The organism is Streptomyces sp. SID486, assembly GCF_009865385.1.
In the GTDB taxonomy this organism is placed as follows: Bacteria; Actinomycetota; Actinomycetes; order Streptomycetales; family Streptomycetaceae; genus Streptomyces.
Genome location: NZ_WWJT01000540.1, coordinates 1 through 19,751, shown reverse-complemented (window position 1 = coordinate 19,751; position 19,751 = coordinate 1). Strand labels below are relative to the sequence as shown.

Below are 19,751 nucleotides of genomic sequence, written 5' to 3'. Positions count from 1 at the left end.
TGCGCCCTGGTGGCGGCCGGCGCCACCCCGGCCGCGGCCCGTCCCGCCGGGCACGGCAGCGCGACGGCCTACGCGGCGCTCGGCGACTCCTACACCTCCGGCCCCGGCATCCCGGCCCAGGTGGACGCCGCCTGCGCCCGCTCCGACCACAACTACCCCTCGCTCGTGGCCGCCCGGCGCGGCACGACCGCGTTCACGGACGTGAGCTGCGCCGGGGCCACGACCGCCGAGATGTGGCAGGCCCAGGGCGGCCGACCGCCGCAGCTCGACGCCCTGGACCGGCACACCGACCTGGTGACCGTGCAGATCGGCGGCAACGACGTCGGGTTCGGCACCATCATCGCCACCTGCGCCCGTCTGGCCGCCCAGGACCCGGCGGGCAACCCCTGCGAGCGCTCCTACCGGGCCTTGGGCCACGACCGGTTGGCCGTGGACATAGCCCGGACCGCGCCGAAGGTCGGCCGGGTGCTGCGGGCGGTGCGCGCCCGGGCGCCGCACGCCCGGGTGCTCGTCGTCGGCTACCCGGACCTGCTGCCCGACGACGGCAGCGGCTGCTTCCCGCAGGTGCCGTTCGCCCGGAAGGACTTCCCCTACCTGCGGGACACCGAGAAGCGGCTCAACCTGATGCTGCGGCTGGTGGCCGCCCTGAACCGGGCCGACTACGTGGACACTTACGGCCCGACGGTCGGCCACGACATGTGCAAGGCTCCCGCCGACCGCTGGACGGAGCCGCTCCAGCCGGCCGCGCCCGCGGCCCCGGCCCACCCCAACGCCGAGGGAGAGGCCGCCATGGCGAAGGCGGTACTGGACCGGCTGGACCGGGGGCACGGACGCGGCTGAGCCGCCGGGCGGCCCCCTCCAGGAGGCCGCCCCACGGTCCGGTCAGGCGTCGAGCGCGGCCGCGACCACCGCCTGGGCCTCCTCCTGCACCCGGGCGAGGTGCTCGGCGCCGAGGAAGGACTCGGCGTACACCTTGTAGACGTCCTCGGTGCCCGAAGGCCGGGCCGCGAACCAGGCGTTGCCGGTGGTGACCTTGATGCCGCCGATCGCGGCGCCGTTGCCCGGGGCCTCGGTCAGCACGGCCGTGACCGCCTCCCCGGCCAGGGTGTCCGCGGTCACCTGGGCCGGCGACAACTTGCCGAGCAGGGCCTTCTGCTCACGGGTGGCGGGGGCGTCGATGCGGGCGTACGCGGGGGCGCCGAAGCGGTCGGTGAGGTCCGTGTAGTGCTCCGAGGGCGTCTTGCCGGTGACGGCCGTGATCTCGGCGGCGAGGAGGGCGAGGATGATCCCGTCCTTGTCGGTGGTCCACACCGAGCCGTCGCGCCGCAGGAAGGACGCGCCGGCCGACTCCTCGCCCCCGAACCCGAGGTCGCCGCCGGCCAGTCCGTCCACGAACCACTTGAATCCGACCGGCACCTCGACCAGCCGCCGGCCGAGATCGGCGGCGACCCGGTCGATCATGGTGGAGGAGACGAGGGTCTTGCCGATGCCCGCGCCGTCCGGCCACCGGTCGCGGTGCCGGAAGAGGTAGGAGATGGCGACCGCGAGGTAGTGGTTGGGGTTCATCAGGCCCGCGTCGGGGGTGACGATGCCGTGCCGGTCGGCGTCGGCGTCGTTGCCGGTGGCGATGCGGAAGCGGTCGCGCTGCTCGATGAGGGAGGCCATCGCGTACGGCGAGGAGCAGTCCATGCGGATCTGGCCGTCCCAGTCCAGCGTCATGAACCGCCAGGTGGGGTCGGTGTGCGGGTTGACCACCGTCAGGTCGATGCCGTGCTCCTCGGCGATCCGGCCCCAGTAGGCGACGGAGGCGCCGCCGAGCGGGTCCGCGCCGATACGCACGCCGGACCCGCGGACGGCGTCCAGGTCCAGGACGCTCGGCAGGTCGGCGACGTAGGTGCCGAGGAAGTCGTACCGTCCGGTGGTGTCCGCGGCGAGCGCGCGGGCGTAGGGCAGCCGGCGCACCTCCTTCAGCCCGCCGGCGATGATCCGGTTGGCGCGTTCCTGGATCCAGGAGGTCGCGTCGGAGGCCGCCGGGCCGCCGCTCGGCGGGTTGTACTTGAAGCCGCCGTCGGCGGGCGGGTTGTGCGAGGGGGTGACCACCACGCCGTCGGCGAGGGAGGAGGTGCGGCCCCGGTTGTGGGTCAGGATCGCGTGCGAGACGGCCGGGGTCGGCGTGTAGCCGTCCGCGCCGTCGATGAGCACGGTGACCTCGTTGGCGGCGAAGACCTCCAGTGCGGTGGCCTTCGCCGGCTCGGACAGCGCGTGGGTGTCGGCGCCGAGGAAGAGCGGGCCGTCCGTGCCCTGGGCGGCGCGGTATTCACAGATGGCCTGGCTGGTGGCGGCGATGTGGTCCTCGTTGAAGGCACTCGCCAGGGACGAACCGCGGTGCCCCGAGGTGCCGAACGCCACCCGTTGTCCCGGGTCGGCCGGGTCGGGGTGGAGCGTGTAGTACGCCGTGACCAGCCGGGCCACGTCGACGAGGTCCTCGGGACCGGCCGGCCGGCCGGCTCGCTCGTGCGGCATGAGTTGGTTCCTCCGCGTCGGTCGGGTGGTTCACTCCCCGCCCATCTTTCCCTGTCAGGCGCGTGCCGTGCGAGTGCGCCCCACCGGCCGGGGCGCACCGCACGACGGCGGTCAGCCGATGTGGTAGCTGTCGCCGTACACCTTCCAGTCGAGCGGGGTGTTCAGGTCGAGGTTGCCCTTGGTGAGGAAGACACGCTGTTCGGTGTCGACCCTGCTGGTGTCGCTGTGCGCCTCCTCCTGCTTCATGGCCCACACACGGGCGTCCAGGAAGGCGTTGAGGTAGGCCGTCTCGTTGCCGCCCTGGGCCGGCGGCTTGGCGCTGCGCAGGGCGCGCTTGCGGATGTTGCGGAAGCTGGTCGGGTCGTCGCCGTCGCCGTGCATGACGATGGCGTCGTAGTAGGTGAACTGGCCGAGGGCGCGCAGTCCGTCGGCCTTGCCCTGGGCGACCGCGGGGTTGAAGTAGACGCGGTCGCGCTCGTCGTTCTGGGCCTGCTGGAAGGCGGTGTCCTGGGCGGCGGTGCGCCAGCTCTTCGGGAAGTCGGGGTCCAGGCCGGCGTGCGAGTCGGTGCCGTTGACCTTGCGCAGGGCGGGCAGGTACTTGGCGAGGACGTTGCCGGGCTTGCGGTCGGTGTAGAGCTGGACGAGGTCGAGCATGTCGCCGGTGCCGGAGCAGAAGCCGATGATGCCGGCGGTGTAGCCGCGGCCGTCGCCGATGTCCTCGATGTACTTGTACTGGGCCTTCCAGTCGAGCGAGGAGTTCTCCGCGCTCGACACCAGCTTCATGGCGATCTCCTTCTTCGCCGGGTCGTCCAGGCCCGGCGCGGCTGCCCGGGCCTGGGTGGCGGGCGTGACGCCGAGCAGGGCGCCGGTGACGGCAGCGCCGAGGGCGGCCACGACGGCCCGGCGGGAGAGGCGGGCGGGGGACGCTGATGCGCGGTCTGCGAACAGCACAGGGGGCTCCAAGTGGGAGTGGGGGGCGGCGAGTTGGTCCGTACCGGTACTGGTAGGAAAGTTTCCTATCAAACCCGTGGACGCCCGGTAACCCGGCAGGGGAGAAGTTCGTAGGATCGGACGACTCCCCGCTCGCCTCCCCGCGACCCGGCGGCTCAGCCGTGCCGCGCCGCGTCCCGCTCCTCCGTGAAGGCGTACAGCTCCTTGGACGTGGAGATCAGCTCGCGCCGCTCCTCCCGCGAGCCGACCATCGGCTGCGACCCCTTCAGCGGCACCTGGGCACTCTCCGGCAGGAACCTGACGGTGACCAGTCCGATGACGCCGGCCAGCATCAGGTAGTAGGCGGGCATGAGGTCGTCCCCGGTGACGTCGACGAGCGCGGCGGTGACCAGCGGTGTGGTGCCGCCGAACGCGGCGACGGCGATGTTGAAGCCGATACCCATGGCCGCGTAGCGGACTGCGGTCGGGAAGAGGGCCGGCAGGGTGGCCGCGCTGGGGGCGGCGAAGCAGGCCAGCAGGGTGGACAGGAGCAGCACCCCGAGGATCGGCGGCCAGGTGCCGTGCGCCTTGATCAGCAGGAAGGCGGGGACGGCGAGCACGATCATCGCCGCCGCGCCGACGGCGTACAGCGGCCGGCGGCCCACCCGGTCGCTGAGCCGCCCGAGGAAGGTGATCAGCACGACGATCCAGACCATGCCGACCAGCACCAGGAGGTCGGCGGAGCCACTGGAGCGGTGCAGGGTCTCGGTCTGATAGGTCGGCAGGTAGCCGGTGACCATGTAGTTGGTGACGTTGTAGAGCAGCACCAGCCCCATGCACACCAGCAGGGCCCGCCAGTGGTTGCGGACGATGTCCTTGAACTCGCTGCCCGCGGACTCCTGCGCCAGGCTCTTCTCGTGCTCGTCCAGCTGTTGCTGGAACGCCGGGGACTCCTCGAGCTTGAGCCGCATGTAGAGGCCGATCACACCGAGCGGCCCGGCGATCAGGAACGGGATGCGCCAGCCCCAGGAGAGCATCTGGTCGTCCGTCAGAGCCAGGTTCAGGGCCGTGACCAGGGCCGAGCCGAGGGCGTAGCCCACGAAGGTGCCGAAGTCGAGCCAGCTGGAGAGGAAGCCGCGCCGGCGGTCCGGGGAGTACTCGGCGACGAAGGTGGTGGCCCCGCCGTACTCGCCACCGGTGGAGAAGCCCTGGACCATGCGGGCCAGCAGGAGCAGCACGGGCGCGGCGATGCCGATGGTGGCGTAGCCGGGGATGACGCCGATGGCGAAGGTGCCCGCCGCCATCATGATCATGGTGGTGGCGAGCACCTTCTGCCGCCCGACCCGGTCGCCCAGCGGGCCGAAGACCAGCCCGCCCAGGGGGCGGACGACGAAGGCGGCGGCGAACGTCGCGAACGAGGAGATGACCTGGGCGGCCGGCGAGGCGCCCGGGAAGAACACCTTCCCGATGGTCGCGGCGAGATAGCTGTAGACGCCGAAGTCGAACCACTCCATGCAGTTGCCGAGCGCCGAGGCGCCGACGGCACGCCGGAGCAGCGGGGGCTCGACCACCTGGACGTCGTCCGCCCCGAAGCCCCCTCGATTGCGCCGGAGCCTGCGGGTCAGCTCCTCCCGGACCTGGCGCGGCAGCCGCGCCACCGCCTTCGGTACCCGCGGCCTGCCTCGGCCGTTGTGTTCCTGACCGGACATCGCGTCCCCGCCGGGCGTCGCACCGCTCACGAGCGCCTCCTTCGTCTCACTCTCGTGATCACCGCCTGCCCTTCTCTCCGATTCAGAAACGGAACCGCTGAATACCATCCGGGACGGCGGTTGGACTTGCGCAGCGCCAGGCAGCAGGGTGGACGGGCCCGTGCGCACTCGCAGGGCACCCCTACGGCACCACCCGGAGAAGACCCGATGACGTACGTCGCGGACCCCGCTCGCTACGACGGCACCATGCGCTACCGGCGCACCGGCCGTTCCGGCCTGGACCTGCCGGTCCTGTCCCTGGGCTACTGGCACAACTTCGGCGACGACCGCCCGTTCGAGACGCAGCGTGAGATCGCGCTGCGCGCCTTCGACCTCGGGATCACCCATCACGACCTGGCCAACAACTACGGCCCGCCGTACGGGGCCGCCGAGAGCAACTTCGGCCGGCTGCTCCGCCGGGACCTGGCGCCGTACCGGGACGAGCTGGTGGTCTCCACCAAGGCCGGCTGGGACATGTGGCCCGGCCCCTACGGGCAGGGCGGCGGCTCGCGCAAGTACCTGCTGGCCTCGCTGGACCAGTCGCTGAGCCGGACGGGCCTGGACTACGTGGACATCTTCTACTCCCACCGGCTGGACGCGAGCACGCCGCTGGAGGAGACCATGGGGGCGCTCGACACCGCCGTCCGCCAGGGCAAGGCCCTGTACGTGGGCATCTCCTCCTACGACGCCGAGCGCACCCGCCAGGCCGCCGCGATCCTGCGCGACCTGGGCACCCCGCTGCTGATCCACCAGCCGTCGTACAGCATGCTCAACCGCTGGATCGAGACCGACGGCCTGCTGGACACGGCCCGGGACGAGGGCTTCGGGGTGATCGGCTTCACGGCGCTCGCCCAGGGGCTGCTCACCGGCCGCTACCTGGAGGGCGTCCCCGAGGACTCGCGGGCCGCCCGCGGGACCTCGCTGGACGCCTCCTGGCTGACGGAGGAGATGCGGGGGCGGCTGCGCGCCCTGAACGGCATCGCGGCCCGGCGGGGGCAGAGCCTGGCCCAGCTCGCGCTGGCCTGGGCGCTGCGGGACGAGCGGGTGACGTCCCTCGTCATCGGCGCCTCCCGGGTGGAACAGCTGGAGCAGAACGTCGCCGCGCTGGACAACCTCGGCTTCACCGACGAGGAGCTGGCCGAGATCGACACGTACGCGACCGACGGCGGCGTGGACCTGTGGCGGGACGCGCGGATGGGCACTCTCGACTGACCACTGCGGATGTGACGCAGGTCACAGACACAGGGGATAAGTAGGACATAATGGAAGCCATCCGGACAGCGTTGTCACCCCTTCCCTCGCGACATCACCGCGACTTCGAGGAGCCGCTCACCGCATGGCGTACGGAGCCCACCGCAGTCCCCTGCTGCCTCCCCACCCCGACCTGAACCTCGCCCGCGACTGCGAGCAGTGCCTCGGTTGGGGCACCGTCGTCACCCGCGACGGGGAGCACGAGCTGTGCCACGCGTGCCAGCCCGACCCCGCCGACGACGAGGGCGCGGCAGGCTTCCGCCCGTAACCCTCCCCCCTGCCCGGCCAGGGGCCGCCCGTCGGCGGGATCATCACCCGGATAAACTCCAGGCAATGATCTCGCCAAGGGATGCCCAAGTCCGGGCAGGGGGGCAGTCATGAGCGCCGCACGCACCAGCAGGACACCGTTGCCGGGCATCGGGGTCCGGTACGACCTGACGACCCGCGAGCGCCGCCACCTGTCGGTGGTGGCCCACCGGGACGGCTCGCGCACGCTGAACGCCTACCGGCGCGACGACCCCGACGCCTGCGGGCTGTCGGTCCGCCTCACCGGGCAGGAGGCGGAGGCGCTGGTGGACGCCCTCAAGCCCACCCACCACAGCCCCACCCTGCTGTCGACGACGGAACTGGGCCTGGTGGCCGAGCGGATCGAGCTGTCCGGCACCTCGTACTGGAACGGGCGGCTGCTCGGGGACACCCGGATGCGCACCGAGACCGGCGTGTCGATCGTGGCCGTCCTCCGCCGCGCCGAGGCGATCCCCTCCCCCGGCCCCGGCTTCCGGCTGGCCGGCGGGGACACGCTGATCGTCATCGGCACCCGCGAGGGCGTCGACGCGGCTGCCGCGGCACTCGGGCGGGAGTGATCCGGATGCACTCCTCCGCGGTCTTCCTGACCGAGTTCGGCGCGATCATCCTGGGCCTCGGGCTGCTGGGCCGGCTCGCCGCCCGCCTGCGCTTCTCGCCCATACCCCTGTACCTGCTGGCCGGACTGGCCTTCGGCGAGGGCGGGCTGCTGCCGCTCGGCGCCAGTGAGGAGTTCGTGGCCGTCGGCGCCGAGATCGGCGTGATCCTGCTGCTGCTCATGCTGGGCCTCGAATACACCGCGGGCGACCTGGTCTCCAACCTGAGGACCCAGTACCCGGCCGGGATCGTCGACGCCACCCTCAACGCCCTGCCCGGCGCGGCCATGGCCCTGCTGCTCGGCTGGGGCCCGATCGCCGCCGTCGTCCTCGCCGGCATCACCTGGATCTCCTCCTCCGGCGTCATCGCCAAGGTCCTCGGCGACCTGGGCCGGACCGGCAACCGGGAGACACCGGTGATCCTCAGCATCCTGGTGCTGGAGGACCTGTCCATGGCGGTCTACCTGCCCGTCGTCACCGCCCTGCTGGCCGGGACCGGTCTCGCCGCGGGCAGCGTCACACTCGCCGTCGCCCTCGGGGTGGCGGGCCTGGTGCTGCTGGTGGCGGTGCGCTTCGGCCGGCACATCTCCCGCTTCGTCTCCACCGACGACCCGGAGAAACTGCTGCTGGTGGTGCTCGGCCTGACGCTGCTCGTGGCCGGCGCCGCCCAGCAACTGCAGGTGTCGGCCGCGGTCGGCGCCTTCCTCGTGGGCATCGCCCTGTCCGGTGAGGTCGCCGAGGGCGCCCACCACCTGATCGCCCCGCTGCGGGACCTGTTCGCCGCGGTGTTCTTCGTCTTCTTCGGGCTGCACACCGATCCGGCGAGCATCCCGCCCGTCCTGCTGCCCGCCCTGTCCCTGGCCGTCGTCACCGCCCTCACCAAGATCGCCACGGGGTACTGGGCGGCCCGCCGGGCCGGGATCTCGGCCCCGGGCCGGTGGCGGGCCGGCGGCACCCTGGTGGCGCGCGGCGAGTTCTCCATCGTCATCGCGGGACTCGCCGTCACCTCCGGCATCGACTCCGACCTCGGCCCGCTGGCCACCGCCTACGTGCTGATCCTGGTCGTCCTCGGTCCGCTGACCGCCCGGTACACCGAGCCGCTCGCCCGGCGGCTGACCCGCCGCCCGGCCCGGCCCGCGGCACCCGCGGCCGAGGCCGGCACGGACCCCGCCGCGCAGGACCACGCCCGGGCCACCCGGTCCTGAACGGGCACCCGCCGTCCGGGCACGGACGTACGGTGGAGGCATGTCGCCTCCCCTCCCGGGGCCGCTGGCCCATCTGGAGCCGCTGCTCGGCCACTACGGCTACTGGGCCGTGGGGGCCGTCGTCTTCGTGGAGGACTTCGGGGTCCCCGCGCCCGGCGAGACGATCCTGCTCGCGGCGGGTGTCTACGCGGGCGCGGGACGGCTGGACATCACCGCCGTGGCGGTCATCGCGTTCGCCGCGGCCGTCGCCGGGGACAACCTCGGCTATGTCATCGGCCGGGCCGGCGGGCGGGCGTTCGTCGGCCGGTGGGGCCGGTACGTCCTGCTGACACCGAAGCGGTTCGAGGCCGCCGAGGCGTTCTTCGCGCGGCACGGCGGCAAGATCGTGACGGTGGCCCGGTTCGTGGAGGGGCTGCGCCAGGCCAACGGCATCATCGCGGGCACCACCGGCATGCGCTGGCGCCGCTTCCTCGCCTTCAACGCGCTGGGCGCGGCACTGTGGGTCGGCCTGTGGGCGACGCTGGCCTGTCTGGCGGGCAGCCACATCACCGCCGTCTACGACCAGATCAGGCGCTACCAGCTGTACGCCCTCGCCGCCGCCGCCCTGGTCGTCGCGGGGCTCGTCGTACGGCACCTGGTGCGGCGGCGCCGCGAGCGCTGACCTCGCACCACCGCGCCGCCCGCCCTCTCCGGCCCCGTCCGCCCCTCCCCCGTTGCTCCACCGGGGTCCATCTGATGCGCTCCTGGGTGTCACCTGCGAGTAATCCCGGATGGTTTGATGTGCGGCGCCACTCAGCCCCTACCTCACCAGGGAGATCCAGTGACGCCCTCCGGAGCACGTCGTGCCGTCGCCGCGGCGGCCCTCGCCCTCGCCCTGCCCACGGCGGCGCTCGCCGGTCCCGCACCGGCCGCCGCAGCCGAACGGGCCCCGGCGCTGCGGGTCCTGACGTACAACGTCTTCCTCATGAGCAAGAACCTGTACCCGAACTGGGGACAGGACCACCGGGCCGCGGAGATACCGAAGGCGTCCTTCTTCCAGGGCAACGACGTGGTGGTCCTGCAGGAGGCGTTCGACAACTCCGCCTCGGACGCGCTGAAGGGGGCGGCGGCGGCCCGGTACCCGTACCAGACACCGGTGGTGGGGCGCGGCCGGGACGGCTGGGACGCGACCGGCGGCGCGTACTCCTCCACCACGCCCGAGGACGGCGGGGTCACCGTGCTGAGCAAGTGGCCGGTGCTGCGCAAGGAGCAGTACGTCTACAAGGACGCGTGCGGCTCCGACCGGTGGTCCAACAAGGGCTTCGCCTATGTGGTGCTGAACGTGAACGGCACCAAGGTGCATGTCATCGGCACCCACACGCAGTCCACCGACTCCGGGTGCGGGGCAGGCGAGGCGGCGCAGGACCGCAGCCGGCAGTTCAAGGCGATCGACGCCTTCCTCGACGCGAAGAACATCCCCGCCGACGAGGAGGTCCTGGTCGCGGGCGACCTCAACGTCGACTCGCGGGGCGGGGAGTACGCCTCCATGCTCGCCGACGCGGACCTGGCCGGTGCCGACGCGCGCACCGGTCACCCGTACTCGTTCGACACGCAGGAGAACTCCATCGCCCACGACCGCTATCCGGACGACCCGCGCGAGGACCTGGACTACGTCCTCGCCCGGGCCGGTCACCCCCGCCCGGCACGCTGGAACAACGAGGTCGTCCAGGAGCCGTCGGCCCCCTGGACCGTGAGCAGCTGGGGCACGTCGTACACGTACACCGACCTGTCCGACCACTATCCGCTGCGGGCGTACGCCGGCTAGCGCGCGGTCCGGGCGGGCCGGTCCTTCGCCGACGGGGCCGGCCCGCCCTGCGGGGTGCCGTCGGCGGCGCGTTCATGACCGCCGCGCAGCGCCGAGGCGAGCGCGGACACCAGGGCCATCGCGGCGGCGACCCCGAAGACGATGCTCAGGCCGTGGTGGAAGGGGCCGGAGACCAGTTCCGGGAAGAAGCTGTGCCCGGTCAGGGTGGCGCGCTGGGCCGCGGTGACGTGGTCGAGGGCGCCGCCGAGCAGATGACCGACGGGGTTGTCGCCGAGGAACGTCGCGAACAGGGTGCTGACCGGTGGCAGCGAGGCCACTTCGTGGGCGGTCGCGGCGGGCACGCCGTGCGCCCGGAGCCCGCTCGCGAGGGTCGCCGGCAGGGAGGAGGCCAGCCCGGAGACCATCAGCGAGAAGAAGACACCGATGGACAGGGCCGTGCCCGAGTTCTGGAAGGTGGAGCGCATCCCGGAGGCCACCCCCCGGTAGCGGGCGGGCACGCTGCCCATGATGGACGAGGTGTTGGGCGCGGAGAACATGCCCTGTCCCAGCCCGCTGAGCAGCAGCAGCGCGGCGAAGGCGGGGTAGTCGAAGTCCACCGGCAGCGCGAGCAGTCCGACGAAGGACGCGGCGACGAGAACCAGTCCGGCGGTGGAGAACAGGCGGGCGCCGAACCGGTCGGAGAGATAGCCCGAGACGGGGCCGGCGATCAGGAAGCCCAGGGTGAGCGGCAGCATGAAGATGCCGGCCCACAACGGGGTGTCCTCGAAGTCGTAGCCGTGCAGGGGCAGCCAGATGCCCTGGAGCCAGATGATGAGCATGAACTGCAGCCCGCCGCGGGCTACGGCGGTGAGCAGGGCGGCCAGGTTGCCCGCGGCGAACGCCCGCACCTTGAACAGTGCCAGGTGGAACATCGGCTCGGCGACCCGGGTCTCGATCACGCAGAACGCCGCCAGCAGAAGGGCACCGCCGAAGAGTCCGCCGAGCACCCAGGGGTTGGTCCAGCCGGTGGGGTGGCCACCGTAGGGCTGGATGCCGTAGGTGATGCCGGCGAGCAGGATGCCGGCGCCGCAGGCGAAGGTGAGGTTGCCGAGCCAGTCGATCCGGCCGCGTGCGCCGGCCGAGGTCTCCCTGAGGCTCAGGTACGACCAGATGGTGCCGGTGACACTGATGGGGACGCTCACCCAGAACACCGCCCGCCAGTCGACGGCCGCGAGCAGGCCGCCGGCGAGCAGGCCGAGGAACTGCCCGGCGAGCGCGGTGATCTGGTTGACGCCGAGGGCCATGCCGCGCTGGCGGGCGGGGAAGGCGTCCGTGAGGATGGCGGCCGAGTTGGCGGTGAGCATGGAGCCGCCGAATGCCTGCACGATGCGCCACAGGATCAGCCAGAGCGCGCCCGCGCCGGCCCGGAAGGGGTCGAGGGAGAGCGCGACGGAGGCGGCCGCGAAGACGAGGAAGCCCAGGTTGTAGATCCGGACCCGGCCGAACATGTCGCCGAGCCGGCCGAGGACGACGACCAGCACGGCCGAGACCAGCAGATAGCCGAGGATCATCCACAGCAGGTAGCCGATGTTGCCGGGCGCGAGCGGGTCGAGACCGATCCCGCGGAAGATCGCGGGCAGCGAGATGATCACGATGGAGGCGTCCATCGTGGCGATCAGCACGCCGAGCGTGGTGTTGGACAGGGCGACCCACTTGTAGCCGGGGCCGGGCGGCGTGTCGGCGAGGCGGGCCGAGCGGGCGAGCAGCCGGGACCGCAGCCCTCCTGCGGCCGGGGGGCGGGGCGCGGGTGCCTGGCCGGTCACAGGTGTTCCGCCAATCGGTCGAGCAGGGGCAGGACGTCGTGCAGGGCCTGCCGTTCCCGCGGGGTGAACTCGTCCAGTGCCCGGGCGAGCCGGCTGACGGACTCGGATCTGCGCTGTTCCAGCACGCCCCGGCCCTCCTCGGTGATGGACACCACGACGCGGCGCCCGTCGGTCGCGTCGGGGCTGCGGCTCACCAGCCCGCGGTGGGCGAGCCCGGCGAGCGTACTGGCCATCGCCTGGGGCCGCACCCGCTCCAGATCCGCGAGCGAGCCGGGTGAGTCCGGGCCGGTGCGGGCCAGCCGGGCGAGCACCGAGACACCGGAGAGGGACAGGTCCCCCACGGCGTGTGCCTGGCGCAGTCGGCGCACGATCCGGCCCATGGCCAGTCGCAGTGCGCCCGCGAGTGCAGTGTCGTCCATGTTTGATAACAGTAGGTTTATCAGTCTGGACTGTTCAACCAAGACTGGGTAATGCCCGGCCGCGGGTACCCGGCCGTTCGACCGGGGCCCGCGAAGTCGTCGGGGCCCGCGAAGTCGTCAGAGGTGCGGGGGTGCGGGGGTGCGGGGGTGCGCCTGTCAGCGGTATCAGCGGCCGCGCCGGCCTCCGCACCCGGCCGGGCGGACGACGAAACCCACCAGCCACGGCACGAGCACGACGACCGCGACCCACCACAGCGCCTTCAGCGCGAAGCCCGCCCCGAAAAGACTCAGGGCCGGCAGGAGCACCAGAAGCAGAGGAACCTTGTTTTCCGCCTCCGCGGCGGAGGGTGGCCGGAATTTCCGTGATCAGCCCTCGCGCTTCCCGCCGGACACCGGATCTCTCTTTCGGGTTTGGGCGCCCGGAGAACGGCAATCCGAAAGAGGACCAGAGACCGCGTCGATGTTGGGATGTGACACGCGATGGCTGGCAACAAGAAGGCCAAGGGCAAGGCGGAGCAGGTCAAGGGCAAGGCGAAGGAAGCCGTGGGCCGCGCCGTCGGGAACGAGCGCATGGAGGCCGAGGGCCGTATGGAGGGCGCTCGCGGAGACGCCCGCCAGGCCAAGGAGAAGACCAAGGACATCTTCAAACACTGAGGTAATGCGCCGATTCGGCGCACAGCGGAACGGGTCCGGAAATCCAGCGGAAGCGGATTTCCGGACCCGTTCCGCTGTGCGCGGGGCCCGGCAAGGCACCGTCCCGTCACACCGTCCCGCCCACGGGCCGGCGGCGGTCCGCGGCACCTCTCAGCAGCACTTCGTGCGCATCCGGAGGATTCCTCCCGGAGCGCCCCTTGACCGGCGGTCCAGCGGGTAGCCGGGCAGGGACGGCATGACCCCCCTGTGCACAGGAAGGGACCCCGACCCCGGAGGAAAAGGGCAACGAGGTATGGACATCCCGCTCAGGACCCACGCGACGACGCAGGAGCGTCCGGCACCGCTGCGCTACAGCCGGACCTGGGACACCGGCGTCACCAGCATCGCCGAGGCGAGAGACGCCGTCGCCGCCCTGCTCAGCCGGGCACGGCCGGCACCGGGGCAGCGACCCGTGCAGGATGCCCAGCTCGTCGTCAGCGAACTCGTCACCAACGCGGCCAAGCACGCGCCCGGCCCCTGCGCGCTGGGCCTGGAGCTGCTGCCCGGCGCGACCGCGCTGCGCATCACCGTCACGGACACCTCCCGCGAGCCGCCGCGCCGGCGCCCTCCCGACCCCCGGCGGATCGGAGGGCACGGCCTGCATCTCGTGGCGATGCTGACCCACGGCCTGGAGGTGACCTGGCACGCCCACGGCAAACGGGTCACGGTGACCGTTCCGCTCGCCCCCGCGGCGGCGGCCTGAGCGGCCGGGCCCGGACGGCACCCGCGGGCGGGACGGGTCAGGCGACCCTGATCCCGACGATGCAGGTGTCGTCGTCGGTGTCCGACCTGCTGTAGGTGAGCAGCCGGTCCAGCTGCTGGTCCAGGGTGCTGGGCGCCGCCCGCGCGGTCTCCACGAGGTGCGACAGCGACTCCTCCACGGAGCGGTCCCGGCGCTCGATCAGGCCGTCCGTGTACATCAGCAGGGTGTCCCCCGCGGCCAGCTGGACTTCCGTCTCCTCGTAGCGCGCCTCCGGCACGGCACCCAGCAGCAGCCCCTTGACCGGGGGCAGGGCGTCGGCGTCCGCCTCCCGCACCAGCACCGGCGGCAGATGGCCGGCCCGCGCCCAGCGCAGGATCCGCCGCTCGCCGTCGTACAGGCCGCAGATCGCGGTCGCGGTGACGGCACCCGTCAGATGGTGGGCGACGATGTTCAGCCAGGACAGCAGCTGCCCCGGGCCGGCCCCGGTCACCGCGAGGCCGCGCAGCGCGTTGCGCAGGACGACCATGCTGGTGGCCGCCTCGATACCGTGGCCGGCGACGTCGCCGACGCACAGCAGGACCAGTCCCGAGGGCAGCACGACGGCGTCGTACCAGTCGCCGCCGACCAGGTGCTCCGTCTCGGCGGGCCGGTAGCGCACCGCCACCTGGAGGCCGGGCACCCGCAGCGGCGCCTGGGTGGGGGGCATGATGGCGTGCTGGAGCTGGAGGGCCAGCCGGTTGCGCTCCACCGCCTGCTGCTCGGTGTGGGCGAGCTGGTCGCGGGTGACGGCGAGGGCGACCTCGGTCCAGTGCTGGGCGGAGATGTCCTGGTAGGCGCCGCGCACGCCGAAGAGCTGCCCGTCGGTGTCGAGCACGGGTTCGGCGACGACCCGCATGTGCCGGGTGACACCGTCCGGCCGCAGCAGCCGGAACGCGGCGGAGGCCGGCCTGCGGTGGTGCATCAGGGTGCGCAGGAAACGGCCGAGGGTGACGGCGTCGTCGGGGTGGGCGTGGGCGGGCAGGTCGTGCAGGGCGACCGGCGGACTGCTGACCGGGCGGCCGTAGAGGCTGAACAGCTGGCCGTTCCAGGTGATCTCCGCGGTGAGCAGGTTCTCCTCGAACCCGCCGATCCGGCCGAGCCGCTGCGCGTGCTGGAGCAGGCTGGCCAGGCGGGCCGTCTCGTCCTCGATGCGCCAGATCAGCAGCACCGCGGCGCCGTGCCGGCTGATGCTGATGTCTGCGACGGCGGACAGCGGCACCTCGTCGACCAGGGCGGTCAGCCGCATGCGGCGGGCGCGGAACGGCTCGCCGGTGGCGTGGACCCGTTCCACGCGCTGGAACAGCTCGCTGGCCCCGGCGGCCATCGGGTAGGCCTCCAGCAGCAGGGCACCGCTCACGACGGCGCGTGGCCGGCCGGCGGGGTCGAGGAAGCGGCTGTTGACGTGCTGGATGCGGAAGTCGACCAGCCGGCCGGCGTCGTCCAGGTACGGCACGAGCACCAGGGCCGGATCGTGCAGCCCGTCGGCCAGGTCCATCAGTTCGACCACGTCGGGCAGCAGGCCGGGCTCCGGTCCGGTGCCGGGCGGCGGGGCGTACGTCTCCAGGGTGTGCGCGCACAGCTCGGCGAGGGCCTCCACCTGCCGCACGACCGGGCGCGGCAGCGGCCCTTCCGGTCTGGGCCAGGCGATCTCCAGCACGCCGTGGATCCGGCCGCCCGTCCCGGACGGTACGGCGATCCGGGCGCCGTCGGCGTACTCGCGGCGGCCGATCGTGGGCAGCCCGGACTCCGCCAGCGACGGCAGCCACTCGCCGTCGGGGCCGTTCAGTGCGCGCCGGGCCACTGTGGCCACGTCCGGGGGCACGTAGCGCCACCGGGCCGCCTCGCCCGGCGGGAAGCCCGCGCTGCCCGCGAGGGTCAGCGAGCCGTCCGGGCCGGCCGACCAGATGGCCACGGCGACCGCGCCCAGCGGGCGCAGCGCGTGGGCGAGCAGCGAGTCGGCCATGGCCTGGGTGTCGGGCGCGGCCAGCACACCGCTCTCGGCGGCGCGCAGCCGTACCGCGGCGGAGTCGGCGGCGGGCCCGGCGGGGGCCGCCGCGACGGACAGGAACGCGTCGGTGATCTCCGACACGCGGTCCCGGGCCGCCTGGTTGATGACGTCCACCGCGAACTCCAGCGGCGTCAGCTGCGCCTGCTCGGTCAGTTCGGCGAGCTGGCGGGCGGCCTGGGCGGGGCCGCAGCCGAGGCGTTCGACCAGGATGCCCTTGGCCAGTTCGACCAGCGCCCGGCCCTCGGCCTCGGCCTGCGCCGCCCGTACCTCCCGGCGCAGCCGTTCCACGGTGGCGGCGAGCCGGCCCACCGGCGTGGTGGCGGGGACGTCGGGCAGCACGGCCTCGGCCGACGGTGGCGGGTCGGGCGGGTCGGCCGGCGCGTCGGCTCCGGCGGTCGGTTCGTGAAGGTTCACCGGGTCCGTACTCCTCGGCCTGCGGACGGGCGGGCGCGCTGTGCCGGGCCGGTGCCCGGTCTCGTGCGGGTGCTCATGCTCGTGCTCATTCCGGGAGCCAGCGCCGGACACAGGCGATGAGGTCATGGGTGTCGACCGGCTTCGTGACGTAGTCGCTCGCCCCCGAGGCCAGGCTCTTCTCCCGGTCGCCCTGCATGGCCTTGGCGGTCACCGCGATGACCGGCAGGTCGGCGTACCGGGGCATCCCGCGGATCTCGGCCGTGGCCGTGTAGCCGTCCATCTCGGGCATCATCACGTCCATCAGGACGAGTTCGACGTCCGGGTTGTTCATCAGCGTCTCGATGCCCTTGCGGCCGTTCTCCGCGTGCAGGACGCGGAAGCCGTGCAGTTCGAGGATGCCGCTGAGCGCGAACAGGTTACGGGCGTCGTCGTCGACGACGAGAACGGTACGGCCCCGGGTGTGCTCGTCGATCAAGTGGGGTGCGGTGCGCGGGAGTTCGTCGCCCCGGACCAGGGTGAGCACCTCGCCGGGCTCCTCGGCCGACAGGTGCAGCGCGATCCGCTCGCGCAGCTCGTCCAGGCTGAACAGGTACTCGAGGGAACCGCCCGCGGTGTCCTCGGCGAGCGGCTCGGTGCGCTGCGAGGCGTGCACCAGCACCGGGACGCTGGTCAGGGCCGAGTCGCCGCGCAGGGCCGCCAGGAAGCGGGCCGACTCGCCGTCGGGCATGCCGAGTTCCACCACGACGCAGTGGCAGGGTTCGGCGGCGAGGGCGCCGGCCGCCTCCTGGGCGCCGACCGCGGTGATGATGTCGACGGGCGCGCCCCCATCGGCTCGCGGGTGCTCCAGGTCCCGGACCACGCTCTCGGCGACCAGGGTGAGCAGGCCGCGCAGGCGCTCCTCCACCACGAGCAGGCGGCGTGGGCGCTCCCGCCTGGCCGTGGCCGGCGGCAGTTCCCGGGGCAGGCCCTGCTCCGGGGCGCCGTCCGTCCGCTCCCGCTCGGCCTTCAGGACGGGGCGGCCGCCGCGCACGTGCTCGTCGAAGTCCGGCCGGGCGACGGGCAGGTAGAGGGTGAAGGTGCTGCCCTTGCCGGGGGTGCTGTCCACGGTGACGGCGCCGCCGAGCAGGTGCGCGATCTCCCGGGTGATGGACAGGCCGAGGCCGGTGCCGCCGTACTTGCGGCTCGTCGTGCCGTCCGCCTGCTGGAACGCGCCGAAGATGGTCTCCAGTTGCTGCTCGGGGATGCCGATGCCGGTGTCCTTCACCCGGAACGCGACGATCGCGCCGCCGCGCACGACGCCACGGGGCACGTCGTCGTCCACGGCGGGTTCCACGCGCAGTTCGACACCGCCCTGCTCGGTGAACTTCACCGCGTTGGACAGCAGGTTGCGCAGGATCTGCCGGAGCCGGGAGTCGTCGGTGAGCAGGTCGGCGGGCGCGCCGGGCGCCGTGGCGACGGTGAACTCCAGGCTCTTCTGCGAGGTCATCGGCCGGAAGGTGGCCTCGACGTACTCGATCAGCTGCCGCAGCGGGACCCGCTCCGGAGTGACGTCCATCTTGCCGGCCTCGACCTTGGACAGGTCAAGGATGTCGTTGATGAGCTGGAGCAGGTCGGAGCCGGCCGAGTGGATGATGCCCGCGTACTCGACCTGCTTCGGGGTGAGGTTGCGCGAGGGGTTCTGGGCCAGCAGCTGGGCGAGGATGAGCAGGCTGTTGAGCGGGGTGCGCAGCTCGTGACTCATGTTGGCGAGGAACTCGGACTTGTACTTCGAGGCGAGCGACAACTGCTGTGCGCGTGCCTCCAGTTCCTGCCGGGCCTGTTCGATCTGCAGGTTCTTCGCCTCGATGTCCCGGTTCTGGTCGGCCAGCAGGGACGCCTTGTCCTCCAGCTCGGCGTTGGAACTCTGGAGTTCCTCCTGCCGCGCCTGCAACTCGGCCGAGCGGGACTGCAGTTCGCTGGTCAGACGCTGCGATTCCTGGAGCAGCTCGTCGGTGCGGGCGTTGGCGACGATCGTGTTGACGTTGACGCCGATGGTGTCCACCAGCTGCTGGAGGAAGTCCCGCTGGATGGGTGTGAAGGGGGTGACGGCGGCCAGCTCGATGACGCCGAGGACCTGGTCCTCGAAGACGATCGGCAGCAGCAGCAGGGCGGTCGGCTCGATCTGCCCGAGCCCGGAGGAGATGGTGACGTAGCCGGGCGGCAGCTGGTCGACGGCGATGGTACGGCGGCTGCGCGCGGCCTGGCCGACCAGCGAGCGGCCGAAGGTGATGCGCACGGGCCGGGTGTCGTCCTCGGGCCGGCCGTAGGAGCCGACGAGCCGCAGCTCGGGCCCGGCCGGCCCGTCGTCGGCGAGGTAGAAGGCGCCGTACTGGGCGGACACCTGCGGTGCCAGCTCGTCCATGATGAGTTCGGCGACGACGGGCAGGTCGCGGTGCCCCTGCATGAGGCCGGAGATCCGGGCGAGGTTGGTCTTGAGCCAGTCCTGCTCCTGGTTGGCCTGCGTGGTCTCGCGCAGGGACTCCACCATGGAGTTGATGTTGTCCTTGAGGTCGGCGACCTCGCCGGAGGCGTCGACGGTGATGGACCGGGTCAGGTCGCCCTCGGCGACGGCGCTGGCCACGTCGGCGATGGCGCGGACCTGCCGGGTGAGGTTGCCGGCGAGTTCGTTGACGTTCTCGGTGAGCCGCTTCCAGGTGCCGGAGACGCCCTCGACCTCGGCCTGCCCGCCGAGCCGGCCCTCGGTGCCCACCTCGCGCGCTACACGCGTCACCTCGTCGGCGAACGCCGACAGCTGGTCCACCATCGTGTTGATGGTCGTCTTCAGCTCCAGGATCTCCCCGCGGGCGTCGACGTCGATCTTCTTGGACAGGTCGCCCTTGGCCACGGCCGTCGTGACCAGGGCGATGTTGCGCACCTGGCCGGTGAGGTTGTTGGCCATGGAGTTGACGTTGTCGGTGAGGTCCTTCCAGGTGCCGGCCACGTTGGGCACGTGCGCCTGGCCGCCGAGCCGGCCCTCGGTGCCCACCTCGCGCGCTACGCGCGTCACCTCGTCGGCGAAGGCGGACAGGGTGTCGACCATGGTGTTGATGACGTCGGCGAGGGCGGCGACCTCGCCCTTGGCCTCGACGGTGATCTTCTGCGAGAGGTCGCCCTTGGCCACGGCGGTGGCGACCTGTGCGATGGAGCGGACCTGGCCGGTGAGGTTGGAGGCCATCACGTTGACGTTGTCGGTGAGGTCCTTCCAGGTGCCGGCGACACCGCGGACCTGTGCCTGGCCGCCGAGCCGGCCCTCGGTGCCCACCTCGCGCGCTAC

Annotated in this window: 17 protein-coding genes; 9 read left to right on the top strand and 8 right to left on the bottom strand. The window is 72.5% G+C overall.

The genetic code is table 11. The annotated features are described in order from the left end of the window. A partial coding sequence (locus GT045_RS24625) for an SGNH/GDSL hydrolase family protein (protein ID WP_161335479.1) occupies nt 1–840 on the top strand: 840 nt, incomplete at its 5' end. Between the two features lie 42 nt (nt 841–882). Here the strand turns inward: GT045_RS24625 and pgm are convergent. From pgm to proP, 3 genes are all read right to left on the bottom strand, one after another. Next, entirely contained in the window at nt 883–2,523 is a 1,641-nt protein-coding gene (gene pgm / locus GT045_RS24620) for a phosphoglucomutase (alpha-D-glucose-1,6-bisphosphate-dependent) (RefSeq protein ID WP_161291964.1), read from the bottom strand. Nucleotides 2,524–2,634: 111 nt separating this feature from the next. Beyond that, nucleotides 2,635–3,474, bottom strand: a complete 840-nt coding sequence (locus GT045_RS24615) for a chitosanase (protein WP_161335478.1) — start codon at nt 3,472–3,474, stop codon at nt 2,635–2,637. A 155-nt stretch (nt 3,475–3,629) separates the two neighbouring features. Beyond that, nucleotides 3,630–5,162 (bottom strand): glycine betaine/L-proline transporter ProP, encoded by a 1,533-nt coding sequence (proP, locus tag GT045_RS24610; RefSeq protein ID WP_161291974.1) that lies wholly within the window; start codon nt 5,160–5,162, stop codon nt 3,630–3,632. A gap of 207 nt (nt 5,163–5,369) precedes the next feature. Between proP and mgrA the strand changes: the two genes are divergently transcribed. The 6 genes from mgrA (at nt 5,370) to sph (ending at nt 10,360) form a co-directional block, all read left to right on the top strand. Further along, nucleotides 5,370–6,413 carry an L-glyceraldehyde 3-phosphate reductase gene (mgrA, locus tag GT045_RS24605; protein ID WP_161291968.1) on the top strand — a complete coding sequence of 348 codons (1,044 nt, stop codon included), beginning with the start codon at nt 5,370–5,372 and terminating at the stop codon, nt 6,411–6,413. 124 nt (nt 6,414–6,537) lie between these two features. After that, a complete protein-coding gene (locus GT045_RS24600) occupies nt 6,538–6,720 on the top strand; it encodes a hypothetical protein (protein WP_161335477.1) in 183 nt (60 codons plus the stop codon). Between the two features lie 109 nt (nt 6,721–6,829). Continuing rightward, the gene (locus GT045_RS24595) at nt 6,830–7,315 is read left to right on the top strand and encodes a cation:proton antiporter regulatory subunit (protein ID WP_161335476.1); all 486 of its coding nucleotides are present in this window, start codon (nt 6,830–6,832) and stop codon (nt 7,313–7,315) included. 5 nt (nt 7,316–7,320) lie between these two features. After that, a complete protein-coding gene (locus tag GT045_RS24590) occupies nt 7,321–8,556 on the top strand; it encodes a cation:proton antiporter (protein ID WP_161335475.1) in 1,236 nt (411 codons plus the stop codon). A 40-nt stretch (nt 8,557–8,596) separates the two neighbouring features. Beyond that, the gene (locus GT045_RS24585; protein ID WP_161335474.1) at nt 8,597–9,217 is read left to right on the top strand and encodes a DedA family protein; all 621 of its coding nucleotides are present in this window, start codon (nt 8,597–8,599) and stop codon (nt 9,215–9,217) included. A 117-nt stretch (nt 9,218–9,334) separates the two neighbouring features. After that, nucleotides 9,335–10,360 carry a sphingomyelin phosphodiesterase gene (gene sph / locus GT045_RS24580; protein WP_161335473.1) on the top strand — a complete coding sequence of 342 codons (1,026 nt, stop codon included), beginning with the start codon at nt 9,335–9,337 and terminating at the stop codon, nt 10,358–10,360. Here the strand turns inward: sph and GT045_RS24575 are convergent. The 3 genes from GT045_RS24575 to GT045_RS24565 form a co-directional block, all read right to left on the bottom strand. Then, nucleotides 10,357–12,105 carry an MFS transporter gene (locus GT045_RS24575; protein WP_272921396.1) on the bottom strand — a complete coding sequence of 583 codons (1,749 nt, stop codon included), beginning with the start codon at nt 12,103–12,105 and terminating at the stop codon, nt 10,357–10,359. The genes sph and GT045_RS24575 overlap by 4 nt on opposite strands. A gap of 53 nt (nt 12,106–12,158) precedes the next feature. Then, nucleotides 12,159–12,581, bottom strand: coding sequence for a MarR family transcriptional regulator (locus tag GT045_RS24570; RefSeq protein ID WP_161335472.1), 423 nt, complete (start codon nt 12,579–12,581; stop codon nt 12,159–12,161). Between the two features lie 165 nt (nt 12,582–12,746). Continuing rightward, entirely contained in the window at nt 12,747–12,896 is a 150-nt protein-coding gene (locus GT045_RS24565) for a hydrophobic protein (protein WP_161335480.1), read from the bottom strand. A gap of 165 nt (nt 12,897–13,061) precedes the next feature. Between GT045_RS24565 and GT045_RS24560 the strand changes: the two genes are divergently transcribed. Next, complete coding sequence (locus GT045_RS24560; RefSeq protein ID WP_161287502.1) at nt 13,062–13,235, top strand: CsbD family protein; 174 nt, start codon at nt 13,062–13,064, stop codon at nt 13,233–13,235. A gap of 292 nt (nt 13,236–13,527) precedes the next feature. Beyond that, nucleotides 13,528–13,977 (top strand): ATP-binding protein, encoded by a 450-nt coding sequence (locus GT045_RS24555; protein WP_161335471.1) that lies wholly within the window; start codon nt 13,528–13,530, stop codon nt 13,975–13,977. Nucleotides 13,978–14,014: 37 nt separating this feature from the next. Here GT045_RS24555 and GT045_RS24550 read toward each other — a convergent pair whose 3' ends face one another. After that, nucleotides 14,015–16,363 carry a SpoIIE family protein phosphatase gene (locus tag GT045_RS24550; protein ID WP_345942739.1) on the bottom strand — a complete coding sequence of 783 codons (2,349 nt, stop codon included), beginning with the start codon at nt 16,361–16,363 and terminating at the stop codon, nt 14,015–14,017. Between the two features lie 160 nt (nt 16,364–16,523). Further along, a partial coding sequence (locus GT045_RS24545; protein ID WP_161335469.1) for a HAMP domain-containing protein occupies nt 16,524–19,751 on the bottom strand: 3,228 nt, incomplete at its 5' end.